Source organism: Burkholderia anthinoferrum (genome assembly GCF_002925705.1).
Lineage (GTDB): Bacteria > Pseudomonadota > Gammaproteobacteria > Burkholderiales > Burkholderiaceae > Burkholderia > Burkholderia semiarida.
Genome location: NZ_LFZP01000033.1, coordinates 1 through 13,983, shown reverse-complemented (window position 1 = coordinate 13,983; position 13,983 = coordinate 1). Strand labels below are relative to the sequence as shown.

Below are 13,983 nucleotides of genomic sequence, written 5' to 3'. Positions count from 1 at the left end.
ATTTCGCATTTTCGGTCCGTAAAGGCAGCCGACGCGCTGCTTTTACCGGCTGGCTTGGCGTTTGCGCCAAAAATCGCTATAATCGCGGAGTCGCTGGGCGTACGGATTCAATGTGCGGCTCAGGTGCGACCACCAGTAAGAAGATGGGCGTTCCGCCCATTTTTTTTTGCTGAAACGGTTAGGCATCTCGGGTAGCGCTTCCTGCGCCGGCTAAGGCGCGCGCCCGCGGGTGAATCGCGAGCGGCGGGCGCGAACACCTGAGAGGACACTGTGCAACTGACGGAACTGATAGAAACCACGGTCACCGGGCTCGGCTACGAGCTGGTGGATCTCGAGCGCACCGGGCGCGGCATGCTTTGCATCTATATCGATCAGCCTGCCGGCATCTCGCTCGAAGATTGCGAAAAGGTCACACGTCAGCTCCAGCACGTCTTGACGGTCGAAAACATCGATTACGAACGGCTCGAAGTCTCGTCCCCGGGGCTCGACCGCCCGTTGAAGAAGCTGGCCGACTTCGAGCGCTTCGCCGGCAGCGAAGCTTCCGTGACCTTGAAAAAGCCGCTGGACGGGCGCAAGACGTACCGGGGCATTCTGCACGCGCCGAATGGCGAAACGATCGGTTTGGAATTTGAGGGGAAGAAGGGCGAGGCAGCCATGCTGGATTTCACGCTGGCCGATATCGACAAAGCCCGCCTGATTCCGCAAGTTGACTTTAGGAGCCGCAAATAATGAGTCGCGAAGTGTTGATGCTGGTGGATGCGCTGGCGCGCGAGAAAAACGTCGACAAGGATGTGGTGCTGGGCGCCCTCGAGGCCGCGCTCGCTTCCGCTTCCAAGAAGCTGTTCGACGAAGGCGCCGAAATCCGCGTCCATATCGATCGCGAAAGCGGCGAGCACGAAACCTTCCGTCGCTGGCTCGTCGTGCCCGACGAGGCAGGCTTGCAGGAGCCGGATCGAGAGATCCTGCTGTTCGAGGCACGTGAGCAGAATCCCGACGTCGAAGTCGGCGAGTATGTCGAGGAACCCGTTCCGTCCATCGAATTCGGTCGCATCGGTGCGCAGGCCGCGAAGCAGGTGATCCTGCAGAAGGTGCGCGACGCCGAGCGCGAGCAGATCCTGAACGACTACCTCGAGCGCGGCGAAAAGATCATGACCGGCACGGTGAAGCGCCTCGACAAGGGCAACTTCATCGTCGAATCGGGCCGTGTCGAGGCGCTGCTGCGCCGCGATCAGCTGATCCCGAAGGAAAACCTGCGCGTGGGCGACCGCGTGCGTGCGTATATCGCGAAGGTCGACCGCACCGCGCGCGGCCCGCAGATCGAACTGTCGCGCACGGCGCCCGAATTCCTGATGAAGCTGTTCGAGATGGAAGTGCCGGAAATCGAGCAGGGCCTGCTCGAGATCAAGGCGGCTGCCCGCGACCCGGGCGTGCGCGCGAAGATCGGCGTCATCGCCTACGACAAGCGGATCGATCCGATCGGCACCTGCGTCGGCATCCGCGGCTCTCGCGTGCAGGCCGTACGCAACGAGCTCGGTGGCGAAAACATCGACATCGTGCTATGGTCGGAGGATCCCGCCCAGTTCGTGATCGGCGCGCTCGCGCCGGCAGCCGTCCAGTCGATCGTCGTCGATGAAGAAAAGCATTCGATGGACGTCGTCGTCGACGAGAACGAACTGGCTGTCGCGATCGGCCGCAGCGGTCAGAACGTTCGCCTTGCCGGCGAGCTCACCGGCTGGCAGATCAACATCATGACGCCGGACGAATCCGCGCTGAAGCAGGGCGAAGAACGCGACCGGCTGCGTGCACTGTTCATGGCGCGTCTCGACGTCGACGAAGAAGTTGCCGACATCCTGATCGACGAAGGCTTCACGAGCCTCGAAGAGATCGCGTACGTGCCGCTCAACGAAATGCTCGAAATCGAAGCGTTCGACGAGGACACCGTGCACGAACTGCGCAACCGCGCACGCGACGCGCTGTTGACGATGGCCATCGCGAACGAAGAAAAGGTCGAGAACGCGGCGCTGGATCTCAAGAGCCTCGACGGCATCACGCCGGAGTTGCTCGCGAAGCTGGCCGAACATGGCGTGCAGACGCGCGACGATCTCGCCGAGCTGGCTGTGGATGAACTGGTCGACATGACCGGGATGGAAGAGGATGCCGCTAAGGCGTTGATCATGAAAGCACGTGAACACTGGTTCCAGTGAGAAATGACCATGGCGCACTGATTTGATGGCGGCCGTATGGCCTGACCCGATGCTAACCGCAAGGAATCGGTCCTTGCACTAAGAGGAATGAATGGCGAGTAACAACGTAGCCCAATTTGCCGCGGAACTGAAAATGCCTGCTGGTGTGCTGCTCGAACAGCTGCAGGCAGCGGGCGTCCAGAAAGCGAGTGAAGACGATGCGCTGTCCGAAGCGGACAAGGCGCGTCTGCTCGATCATTTGCGCAAGTCGCACGGCGCAACCGACGGCGACAAGCGCAAGATCACGCTGACCCGCAAGCATACGTCGGAGATCAAGCAATCTGACGCGACGGGCAAGGCTCGCACCATTCAGGTCGAGGTTCGCAAGAAGCGTACGTTCGTCAAGCGCGACGACGTGGCCGACGGTGCGGAACAGGGTCAGGCGCAGGTTGCCGAAGCGGACGACGATGCGGAACTGAAGCGTCGCGAGGAAGAGGCGCGCCGCGAGGCCGAACTGCTCGAGAAGCAGGCGCAGGAGCTGCGCGAGCGTCAGGAACGCCTCGAACGCGAGGAAGCCGAGCGTCGCGCCCGCGAGGAAGCGGCCGAGGCCGAGCGCCGTCGCGCCGAGGAAGAAGCGGCGGCGAAGCGTGCAGCGGCGGAAGCCGCCGCGGCGCAGCAGGCGGCAGCCCGGCAGGCCGCCGCGGCCGAGCAGGAAACGGCGCCGACGCAGTCCGCGCAGGACGAAGCGCGTGCAGCCGCGGAACGTGCGGCGCAGCGCGAAGCGGCGAAGAAGGCCGAGGACGCTGCTCGCGAGGCGGCCGACAAGGCGCGCGCCGAGCAGGAAGAGATCAGCAAGCGCCGCGCGGCGGCCGAAGCCGAAGCACGCGCGATCCGCGAAATGATGAACACGCCGCGCAAGGCCGTGGTCAAGGCAGTCGAGCCGCCGAAGCCGGCGGAACCGGCGAAGCCGGCCGAAGCGAAGGGCACGCTGCACAAGCCGGCGAAGCCGGAAGGTGCGCAGGCGCGTCCGGCCGTGAAGAAGCCGGCCGGCGCCGCGGCACCGGCCGCGACGCAGGCGCCGGCAGGCGCGGGCGACCGCAACAAGAAGCCGGGCGCAGGCAAGGGCGGCTGGCAGGACGACGCAGCGAAGCGTCGCGGCATCAAGACGCGCGGCGATTCGAGCGGCGGCGTCGACCGCGGCTGGCGCGGCGGCCCGAAGGGTCGCGGCCGTCACCAGGACAGCGCATCGTCGTTCCAGGCGCCGACCGAACCGATCGTCCGTGAAGTGCACGTGCCGGAAACCGTGTCGGTTGCCGATCTCGCGCACAAGATGTCGATCAAGGCCTCCGAAGTCATCAAGGTGATGATGAAGATGGGCCAGATGGTCACGATCAACCAGGTGCTGGACCAGGAAACGGCGATGATCATCGTCGAGGAGCTGGGCCACCGCGCGGTCGCCGCGAAGCTGGACGATCCGGAAGCGCTGCTCGTCGAGGGCGAAACCGGTACCGATGCGGAGCAACTGCCGCGTCCGCCGGTCGTCACGGTGATGGGTCACGTCGACCACGGCAAGACCTCGCTGCTCGACCACATCCGCCGCGCGAAGGTTGCCGCGGGCGAAGCGGGCGGCATTACGCAGCACATCGGCGCTTACCACGTCGATACGCCGCGTGGCGTCATCACGTTCCTCGATACGCCGGGTCACGAAGCGTTCACGGCAATGCGTGCACGCGGCGCGAAGGCGACCGACATCGTGGTGCTGGTGGTGGCGGCCGACGACGGCGTGATGCCGCAGACGAAGGAAGCCATCGCCCACGCGAAGGCGGGTGGCGTGCCGATCGTCGTCGCGATCAACAAGATCGACAAGCCGGAAGCGAACCCCGATCGCGTCAAGCAGGAGCTGGTCGCGGAAGGCGTCGTGCCGGAAGAATACGGCGGCGATTCGCCGTTCGTGCCGGTGTCGGCCAAGACGGGCGCAGGTATCGACGATCTGCTCGAAAACGTGCTGCTGCAGGCCGAAGTGCTGGAACTGAAGGCACCGGTCGAAGCGCCGGCCAAGGGCATCGTGATCGAAGCGAAGCTCGACAAGGGTAAAGGCCCGGTCGCGACGATCCTCGTGCAGTCCGGTACGCTGAACCGCGGCGATATCGTGCTGGCGGGTACGGCCTACGGCCGCGTCCGTGCGATGCTCGACGAGAACGGCAAGCCGACGAAGGAAGCCGGCCCGTCGATCCCGGTCGAGATCCAGGGTCTGTCGGAAGTGCCAGGCGCGGGCGAGGAAGTGATCGTGCTGCCGGACGAGCGCAAGGCGCGTGAAATCGCGCTGTTCCGTCAGGGCAAGTTCCGCGACGTGAAGCTCGCGAAGCAGCAGGCCGCGAAGCTGGAAAGCATGCTCGAGCAGATGGGCGAAGGCGAAGTGCAGAACCTGCCGCTCATCATCAAGGCAGACGTGCAGGGTTCGCAGGAAGCGCTCGTGCAGTCGTTGCTCAAGCTGTCGACCGACGAAGTGCGCGTGCAGATCGTGCACAGCGCGGTCGGCGGCATCAGCGAAAACGACGTCAACCTCGCGACGGCATCGAAGGCGGTCATCATCGGCTTCAACACGCGTGCGGATGCACAGGCGCGCAAGCTGGCCGAGGCGAACGGCATCGATATCCGCTACTACAACATCATCTACGACGCAGTGGATGAGGTGAAGGCGGCGATGTCGGGCATGCTGGCGCCGGAGAAGCGCGAAGTGGTCACCGGCATGGTCGAGGTGCGCCAGGTCTTCAAGGTACCGAAGGTCGGCACGGTCGCAGGCTGTATGGTCACGGACGGTATCGTCAAGCGCTCGTCGTCGGTGCGCGTGCTGCGCAACAACGTCGTGATCTTCACGGGCGAACTCGAATCGCTGAAGCGCTTCAAGGACGATGTGAAGGAAGTGAAGCAAGGCTTCGAGTGCGGTATGTCGGTGAAGAACTTCAACGACATCATCGAAGGCGACCAGTTCGAAGTCTTCGAAGTGACCGAAGTCGCGCGTACGCTGTAATCGTCGCGTATCGGCTCATGGGCGGGGCAGGCTTGGGCCTGTCCCGCCCATTTTCATGGTGGCGTGCCGAAAATGGCCGCCGCTTCATCCTGATAAACGGATCACGGATCGATCATGTCCAGGAAACGTACTTCCCCCAATCGCAACGTTCAGATCGCCGATCAGATTCAGCGCGATCTGTCCGAACTCATCATGCGCGAGGTCAAAGATCCGCGCATCGGTATCGTGACCATCCAGAGCGTGGAACTCACGCCCGACTATGCGCACGCGAAGGTCTACTTCACGGCGCTCACCGGCGATCCGGACAAGACGCAGGAGGCGCTGAACCACGCGTCGGGCCACCTGCACAACCTGCTGTTCAAGCGCCTGCACATTCATACGGTGCCGACGCTGCATTTCCATTACGACCAGACGATCGAGAAGGCCGTCGAAATGTCGCGCCTGATCAAGGAAGCGAACTCGACGCGCGCGAAGGACGACGGCGAGGCCGATGCGCCTGCCAAGGACGATTGAGCTCGACCGGCCTATGACGAATGCAGCACCCCAACGTCCGCGCGTGCCTCGGCGCGTGCTGGACGGCGTTCTCCTGCTCGACAAGCCGGTCGGCCTGTCGAGCAACGATGCGCTGATTCGCGCAAAGCGCCTGCTTCTCGCGAAGAAAGCCGGTCACACCGGCACGCTCGATCCGCTGGCGTCGGGCCTGCTGCCGCTGTGCTTCGGCGAGGCGACCAAGTTTTCGCAGGATTTGCTCGACGCCGACAAGACCTATGAAGCGACGATGCGTCTCGGCCAGCGCACGGCCACCGGCGACGCGGAAGGCGACGTGATCGACACGCGGCCCGTCGAATGCGATCGTGCGGCGGTGGAAGCGGCGCTCGTGCGCTTCACCGGCGACATCGTGCAGGTGCCGCCGATGTATTCGGCGCTCAAGCGCGACGGCAAGCCGCTGTACGAATATGCGCGGGCCGGCCAGACGGTCGAGCGGGAAGGCCGCAACGTGACGATCCACGCGCTCGAACTGCTTGCCTGCGAGCTGCCCGACGTGACGTTTCGCGTGACCTGCAGCAAGGGCACGTATGTGCGCACGCTGGCGGAGGATATTGGCGAGGCGCTGGGTTGCGGCGCGCATCTGACGATGCTGCGTCGCACGGGCGTCGGCGCGCTGACGCTCGAGCATGCGGTGACGCTGGATGCGCTGTCGGACGCTGCCGAGGCGGCGCGCGATGCATGGCTGCAGCCGGTCGATGCGTTGCTGTCGACGTTCCCCGCCGTTCGGCTCGACGACGCGTGCGCGAAGCGGTTTCTGCACGGCCAGCGCCTGCCGCTGTCGGCATTGGAGCCGATCGGCGCGGCCGAGGGCGAGCGCGTGCGCGTGTACGACGCAACGCGGTTGCTCGGCGTGGCGCGCAAGGCGAATGGCGTGCTCGCACCGGAACGGCTCGTCGTGACGGCTCAATGACGCAGCAGCGCGCATGACTGCACGCGGCGGAATAGGAAAAAGCCCGGTCGATTTCGACCGGGCTTTTTGTTTCGCGTGACCGCGCAGTGATGCGCTGCCGGGTAGTGCTCAGTGTGCCGCCGACGCCGCCGCACCGGCATCGCCGCCGCCCGCGCGTTCGGGCTTGGTGATCCAGATCAGCGCGATCAGCAGCACGAAGATCACCGCCGAGATGTAGAACAGGTCGTTCACGCCGAGCTGCGCGGCCTGTTGCGTGGCCATGTTGTTGATGAGCCCGTGCGCCTGGTTCTGCGACAGCCCGAGATTGCCCATCTGCGTGACGGCCTGGTTGAACGTCGGGTTGTACGGGTTCGCCTGCTCGACCAGTTGCGCGTGATGGAAGTTGTTGCGGTGGTCCCACGCGGTCTGGAAGATCGACGTGCCGATGCCGCCGCACATGATCCGCACGAAGTTCGACAGGCCGGACGCCGCGGGAATGCGGTGGCCGGGCAGGCCGGACAACGTGATCGACACGAGCGGGATGAAGAAGCCCGCCATCGCGATACCCTGCACGAGCGTCGGCAGCGTCAGCGACCATTCGTCGACGCCCGTCGTGTAGCGCGAACGCATCCAGAAGCACAGCGCGAACGTCAGGAACGACGCCGTCGAGATGAAGCGTGGATCGGTGCGCGGCAGATACTTCCCGGTAAGTGGCGACAACAGGATGGCGAACAGCCCGACCGGCGCCATCACGAGGCCGGCGTCGGTCGCGGTATAGCCGATTTGGGTCTGCAGCCACAGCGGTAGCAGCACGAGATTGCCGAAGTACAGGCCGTATCCGATCGACAGCGCGACTGTCCCGCCGGTGAAGTTCCGGATGCGGAACAGCGACAGGTCGACGACCGGGTGCTCGGCGGTCAGCTCCCAGATCACGAAGAACGCGAACGCGATGACGGCGGTCAGCGCGAGCACGATGATGGTCGTCGACGCGAACCAGTCGAGATCCTTGCCCTTGTCGAGCATGATCTGCAGCGAGCCGACCCAGACGACCAGCAGCGCGAGGCCCACGCCGTCGATCGGCGCGCGACGCACGGCCGACTCCCGATTGCGATAGATCATCCACGTCGCGGCGGCGGCGGCGACGCCGACCGGGATGTTGACGTAGAAGATCCACGGCCACGAATAGTTGTCCGAGATCCAGCCGCCGAGAATGGGGCCTGCGACGGGTGCGATCAGCGTCGTCATCGCCCATAGCGCGAGCGCCATCGGTGCCTTTGCGCGCGGATAGCTCGACAGCAGGAGCGCCTGCGACAGCGGAATCATCGGGCCCGCGACCGCGCCCTGGAGCACGCGCGACCCGAGCAGGAACGGCAGGTTCGGCGACAGCCCGCACATCCACGACGAGATGACGAACAGGATGATCGACGCGAGGAACAGGCGCACTTGCCCGAAACGGTCGGTCAGCCAGCCGGTCAGCGGCACCGAGATTGCGTTCGCGACCGCGAACGACGTGATGACCCACGTACCCTGGTCGGACGACACGCCGAGGTCGCCCGAGATGGTCGGGATCGCGACGTTCGCGATGGACGTGTCGAGCACGTTCATGAACACCGCGAGCGACACCGCGATCGTGCCGAGTATGAGTTGCCCGCCCTGCAGGGGCGGGTAGGAGGCGGGAGCCTGTGCCATGTCGGTTGCCTTTCCGAAGTCGGAACGGTTACATCATTTTCGCGGCGGTGCTCTGCTTCGCCGCGACCGGCGCCGATGCATTGCCGCCTGCGTTCTCGGCGATGATGCGCGCGATTTCGGCGTCGGCTTCGTCGCCGTATTTCGCAAACACGTTGGTCTCGTAGACGGTGTTCGGCGCGTTGACGAGCTGGTCGCCGCGTTCGTCCTTGATGTTGACGTCGACCTGCATCGACAGGCCGATGCGCAGCGGATGCTTGTCGAGATCCTTCGGGTCGAGCTCGATCCGCACCGGCAGGCGCTGCACGACCTTGATCCAGTTGCCGGTCGCATTCTGCGCCGGCAGCAGCGAGAACGCCGAGCCCGTGCCGGCCGAGAAGCCGACGACCTTGCCGTGGTACGTGACCGACGAGCCGTAGATGTCGGCCGTCATTTCGACCGGCTGGCCGATGCGCATGTGCTTCAACTGGACTTCCTTGAAGTTCGCGTCGACCCACACGGCATTGAGCGGCACCACCGACATCAGCGGGTTGCCGGGCGACACGCGCTGGCCGACCTGCACCGAGCGCTTCGCGACATAGCCGGTGACCGGCGCCGGCAGCACGTTGCGCGCGTTCGCGAGGTAGGCGTCGCGCACCTTCGCGGCTGCGGCCATCACGTTCGGGTGCGATGCGATCGTCGTGTTCGCGGTCAATGCGCGATTCGAGGCGAGCTGCTGCTGCGCGGCATCGACCGATGCCTGCGCGGCCTTCACGGCGTCGCGGGCATGCGAGATTTCTTCCTGCGACACGGCGCCCGTCTGCGCGACGGCCAGGCGGCGGCGCAGGTCGTCCTGGGCCTTCGACAGGTCGGACTGGCGCAGCGCGACTTGCGCGCGGTACTGATCGTCGTTGACGAACAGGCCGCGCACCTGGCGCACGGTCTGCGCGAGGTTGGCTTCCGCCTGCTGCAGCGCGACCTGCGAATCGGCCGGGTCGAGCACGACGAGCGGATCGCCGGCCTTGACCGTTTGCGTGTCGTCCGCCTTCACGGCGATCACGGTGCCGGTGACCTGCGGCGTGATCTGCACGACGTTGCCGTTCACGTATGCGTCGTCGGTGTCTTCATGGAAGCGGGCGACGAGGAAGTAATAGAGGCCGTATGCGATGGCCGCGATCACGATGACCGCGACGAGCAGCGTCATCATTCGCTTGCGCTTGCCGTTATTCTGCGGCTGCGCGCTGGCGGCGTTTTGTTGGTCGCTCATGGCGATTTTCTCCGTCCGTTATTTCGAGTGTCTGCGTAGTGGTGGCGCCGGATCAGTTGGCGGCCTGTTTGGTCGGCGCGGCGGCATCGGGTGCGGCGAGTGGCGTGCCGGTCGCGTCGAACCCGCCGCCGAGCGCCTTGATCAGGGCGAGCTGCATGTCGCGCCGGCGCATCTTCAGGTTGGTCACCGTCTGCTCCGAGGCGAGGCGGTTGCTGTCCGCCGTCAGCACCTGCAGTTGCGGCGACAGGCCGGCCTTGTAGCGGATGACCGCGAGATCGTACGCGCGTGTCGACGCGTCGAGCGCACGTTGGGCGTCGCCCATCTGGCGATCGACCGCGCGGATCGACGCGACCTGCGTCGCGACGTCGTTCAGCGCGCTGATCAGCGTCTGGTTGTAGTTCGCGACCGACAGGTCGAAGTCGGCATAGCGGCCCTTGAGCTGGGCGCGCAGCGCGCCGGCATCGAAGATCGGCAGGTGGATCGCCGGCCCGAACTGCGCCTGGCGGCTCGCGAAATTCAGGAATTTGCCCCAGCCGAACGCATCGAAGCCGAAACCGGCCGCGAGGTTCACGTCGGGGAAGAACTCGGCCTTCGCCTCCTTCACGTCGTGCATCGCGGCTTCGACCTGCCAGCGCGCGGCGACGATGTCGGGGCGGCGCGACACGAGGTCGGCCGGCAGGTTGCCGGGCAGCGTGACGTCGCCGCTCGGGTTCATCACGGGCGCCGCGATCTGCAGCCCGCGATCCGGGCCCTTGCCGAGCAGCGCGGCGAGCTGGTAGCGCACCGTCGTGATCTGGCCGTCGAGGTCCGACAGCGAAGCCTGCGTCGTCGCGATGTTGCCGCGGGCCGTCTGGCGCTCGACGTTGGTGTCGAGGCCGGCCGATACGCGGCCGTCGGTGATCTTGCCGACCGTCTCGCGGTTGGTGATCTCGCGCTGCGCGATGTCGCGCAGCGCATAGAGCTGCGCGAGCGAGTTGTAGGTGCGCGCGACCGACGACGCGAGCGTGATGCGCGCCTGTTGCAGGTCGGCTTCGGCGGCCTTTTCCTGCGATACGGCCGTGTGCAGGCGTTCGCGGTTCTTGCCCCACAGGTCGAGTTCCCACGAGGCGCTCGCGAGCGCGTTGTTCTCGCTGTACCACTGGCCGCCGTACGGGGGCGGGAACAGCGCGTTCGACGAGTACAGCTCGCGCGTCCACGAATAGCTGGCTTCGGCCTTCGGCATCAGGTTCGAGCGCGACGACTCGATGTACGACGAAGCCTTCGCGATGCGCGCCTGCGCCTGCGCGATCGACGGGTTGCCCTGCAACGCTTCGTCGATCAGCTTCGGCAACTGCGGGTCGCCGAACTGGCTGGCCCAGTCGAGCGCGGGCCACTGGCCGCCCTGGGCCGGCAGGCTCTGGGCGGATTCGAATTGCGACGCGGGGGCAATCTGCTTGTCGCTCTTGATGCCGATGTAATTCGCGCAGCCCGCGAGCGCCAGCGCGGCGACCGCGGCGGCGACGGCGGCGCGGCACGACCCGGCGCGCACGGACAACGGGGAGGATTTCATCGCGCTAACCCCTGACTCGGAATGAATGATGGACACTGCAAGGATTTCCTTACATTAATCTGTCAAAAGTAATTGTTATGGCAACTATTACGTGACGCTACCGCCGGCCGTCTCGCAATAGTTGCTGAGAATGCGGCGCAGCATGCTCTTCAGGAACCCGACTTCTTCCGGCGTAAACCCGTCCAGCACCTGGTCGAGCACGCTGCGGAAAATGGGCGGCAGCCGTTCGGCCAGCGCACGGCCTTCGTCGGTGAGCTCGAGGCGCACGACGCGACGATCCTCGATGCTGCGCACACGCGACAGCAGGCCGCGTTTCTCGACCCGGTCGAGCAGGCGCGTGACCGCGCTGGCGTCGATCCCGTATTCGCGCGCGAGTTCGGCGGCCGTCGAGCACTTGCCGACCGCGATCATGAACAGCATGCTCGCCTGCGTGCCCGTGATGCCGAGTTCTTCCTGCGTGCGCTGCGTGACGAGGTTGGTCATCACCGACTTCACGCGGGACATCAGATAACCGACGCTATCGTTCATCTGATACGTAGACAGCGGCGAAACGGGCGGTGGGGTAGAAGAATCCGACATAAAACCCTGAAGCTGCAATAGTTGACTAGGCAGCAGTATAGGCACAATTGCTTGCCGCGGCAAATGTTAATCGAACGGCAAAACGCGTGCTGTGTCCCGCGAGAGTCCCTTGTCCGGGTAAGGTTTCTTCGCCGCACGGTGCCGGTGCGCCGGACCTTTGAGCAGTTCGGCAGCGCCGCGCGGCGCTCCCGTTTTGCTGCGTTGCAACGGGCGGGTCGGCTCTCGACACGCGCACGTGCTATAATTTGAGGCTTTCCAAGCTGCAACGCGCGCGCCCGTGAAAAACACGAGCGCGCGCGTTTGCGCGTTCAAACGATTTCCAGGTTTCTATGACCCGCGCCCTTCGCAATATCGCCATCATCGCCCACGTCGACCACGGCAAGACCACGCTCGTCGACCAACTGCTCCGCCAGTCCGGCACCTTCCGCGAGAACCAGCAGATTGCGGAGCGGGTGATGGACTCGAACGACATCGAAAAAGAGCGCGGGATCACGATTCTCGCGAAGAACTGCGCGGTCGAGTACGAAGGCACGCACATCAACATCGTCGACACGCCGGGGCACGCGGACTTCGGCGGCGAAGTCGAGCGCGTGCTGTCGATGGTCGACTCGGTGCTGCTGCTCGTCGACGCGGTCGAAGGCCCGATGCCGCAGACGCGCTTCGTCACGAAGAAGGCGCTCGCGCTCGGCCTGAAGCCGATCGTCGTCGTCAACAAGATCGATCGTCCGGGCGCGCGGATCGACTGGGTGATCAACCAGACCTTCGACCTGTTCGACAAGCTCGGCGCGACCGAAGAGCAGCTCGACTTCCCGATCGTCTACGCGTCGGGCCTGAACGGCTATGCGTCGCTCGATCCGGCCACGCGCGAAGGCGACATGCGCCCGCTGTTCGAAGCGATCCTCGCGCACGTGCCGGTTCGCCCGGCCGATCCGGAAGCCCCGCTGCAGCTCCAGATCACGTCGCTCGACTATTCGACGTACGTCGGCCGGATCGGTGTCGGCCGCATCACGCGCGGCCGCATCAAGCCGGGCCAGCCGGTCGTGATGCGCTTCGGCCCGGAAGGCGAGGTGCTGAACCGCAAGATCAACCAGGTGCTGTCGTTCAAGGGCCTGGAGCGCGTGCAGGTCGAGTCGGCCGAAGCGGGCGACATCGTGCTGATCAACGGCATTGAAGACGTCGGCATCGGCGCGACGATCTGCGCGGTCGACACGCCGGAAGCGCTGCCGATGATCACCGTCGACGAGCCGACGCTGACGATGAACTTCCTCGTCAACTCGTCGCCGCTCGCCGGCCGCGAAGGCAAGTTCGTGACGAGCCGCCAGATCCGCGACCGCCTGATGAAGGAACTGAACCACAACGTCGCGCTGCGCGTGAAGGATACCGGCGACGAAACGGTGTTCGAAGTGTCGGGCCGTGGCGAGCTGCATCTGACGATTCTCGTCGAAAACATGCGTCGCGAAGGCTACGAGCTGGCCGTGTCGCGTCCGCGCGTGGTGATGCAGGAGATCGACGGCGTGCGGCACGAGCCGTACGAGCTGCTGACGGTCGACGTCGAAGACGAACACCAGGGCGGCGTGATGGAAGAGCTTGGCCGCCGCAAGGGCGAAATGCTGGACATGGCGTCGGACGGCCGCGGCCGTACGCGTCTGGAATACAAGATCTCGGCACGCGGCCTGATCGGCTTCCAGAGCGAATTCCTGACGCTCACGCGCGGCACGGGCCTGATGAGCCACATCTTCGACTCGTACGCGCCGGTCAAGGAAGGCTCGGTGTTCGAGCGCCGCAACGGCGTGCTGATCTCGCAGGACGACGGCGCAGCGGTCGCCTACGCACTGTGGAAGCTGCAGGATCGCGGCCGCATGTTCGTGAAGCCGGGCGACGCGCTGTATGAGGGCATGATCATCGGCATCCACAGCCGCGACAACGACCTCGTCGTGAACCCGATCAAGGGCAAGCAGCTGACCAACGTGCGTGCGTCGGGTACCGACGAAGCCGTGCGTCTCGTGCCGCCGGTCCAGATGTCGCTGGAATACGCGGTCGAATTCATCGACGACGACGAACTGGTCGAAGTGACGCCGCAGTCGATCCGCCTGCGCAAGCGCTTCCTGAAGGAGCACGAGCGTCGCCGCGCGAGCCGCGAAGGCGCGGTCGACTGAGCATCGACCGTTCCCGAGCACGACGAAAAGGCTGCCTTTGAACTGACCCCGCAAAGTTGGACAGTTAAAGGCTAGGCGCCCAAGGGCTGAGTCCTGTATTGCACGGGACTCAGCC

10 protein-coding genes are annotated in these 13,983 nt (G+C 65.1%); 6 read left to right on the top strand and 4 right to left on the bottom strand.

Annotated features, from left to right (window positions below; genetic code table 11):
* The first annotated feature begins 270 nt into the window (after positions 1-270).
* The 5 genes from rimP to truB all read left to right on the top strand — a co-directional run bounded on the left by rimP (position 271) and on the right by truB (position 6,673).
* Positions 271-729 carry a ribosome maturation factor RimP gene (gene rimP, locus C5F75_RS11400; protein WP_059575772.1) on the top strand — a complete coding sequence of 153 codons (459 nt, stop codon included), beginning with the start codon at positions 271-273 and terminating at the stop codon, positions 727-729.
* Positions 729-2,204 (top strand): transcription termination factor NusA, encoded by a 1,476-nt coding sequence (nusA, locus tag C5F75_RS11395; protein ID WP_059499058.1) that lies wholly within the window; start codon positions 729-731, stop codon positions 2,202-2,204. Before rimP ends, nusA begins: the two co-directional genes overlap by 1 nt.
* Before the next feature lie 91 nt (positions 2,205-2,295).
* Positions 2,296-5,214, top strand: a complete 2,919-nt coding sequence (infB, locus tag C5F75_RS11390) for a translation initiation factor IF-2 (protein WP_059575770.1) — start codon at positions 2,296-2,298, stop codon at positions 5,212-5,214.
* Between the two features lie 114 nt (positions 5,215-5,328).
* Positions 5,329-5,727, top strand: coding sequence for a 30S ribosome-binding factor RbfA (gene rbfA / locus C5F75_RS11385; protein WP_059575767.1), 399 nt, complete (start codon positions 5,329-5,331; stop codon positions 5,725-5,727).
* A gap of 13 nt (positions 5,728-5,740) precedes the next feature.
* A complete protein-coding gene (gene truB / locus C5F75_RS11380) occupies positions 5,741-6,673 on the top strand; it encodes a tRNA pseudouridine(55) synthase TruB (RefSeq protein WP_059638807.1) in 933 nt (310 codons plus the stop codon).
* A 108-nt stretch (positions 6,674-6,781) separates the two neighbouring features.
* Here the strand turns inward: truB and C5F75_RS11375 are convergent, their stop codons facing one another.
* The 4 genes from C5F75_RS11375 to C5F75_RS11360 all read right to left on the bottom strand — a co-directional run bounded on the left by C5F75_RS11375 (position 6,782) and on the right by C5F75_RS11360 (position 11,712).
* Positions 6,782-8,341 carry a DHA2 family efflux MFS transporter permease subunit gene (locus C5F75_RS11375; protein ID WP_059575763.1) on the bottom strand — a complete coding sequence of 520 codons (1,560 nt, stop codon included), beginning with the start codon at positions 8,339-8,341 and terminating at the stop codon, positions 6,782-6,784.
* Positions 8,342-8,369: 28 nt separating this feature from the next.
* Complete coding sequence (locus C5F75_RS11370) at positions 8,370-9,584, bottom strand: HlyD family secretion protein (RefSeq protein ID WP_059575761.1); 1,215 nt, start codon at positions 9,582-9,584, stop codon at positions 8,370-8,372.
* A gap of 52 nt (positions 9,585-9,636) precedes the next feature.
* The gene (locus C5F75_RS11365) at positions 9,637-11,133 is read right to left on the bottom strand and encodes an efflux transporter outer membrane subunit (protein WP_059575759.1); all 1,497 of its coding nucleotides are present in this window, start codon (positions 11,131-11,133) and stop codon (positions 9,637-9,639) included.
* A gap of 87 nt (positions 11,134-11,220) precedes the next feature.
* The gene (locus C5F75_RS11360) at positions 11,221-11,712 is read right to left on the bottom strand and encodes a MarR family winged helix-turn-helix transcriptional regulator (protein ID WP_059575757.1); all 492 of its coding nucleotides are present in this window, start codon (positions 11,710-11,712) and stop codon (positions 11,221-11,223) included.
* A gap of 329 nt (positions 11,713-12,041) precedes the next feature.
* Here C5F75_RS11360 and typA point away from each other — a divergent pair, with 329 nt between their 5' ends.
* Positions 12,042-13,868, top strand: coding sequence for a translational GTPase TypA (gene typA, locus C5F75_RS11350; RefSeq protein ID WP_059575756.1), 1,827 nt, complete (start codon positions 12,042-12,044; stop codon positions 13,866-13,868).
* Positions 13,869-13,983: the final 115 nt, after the last annotated feature.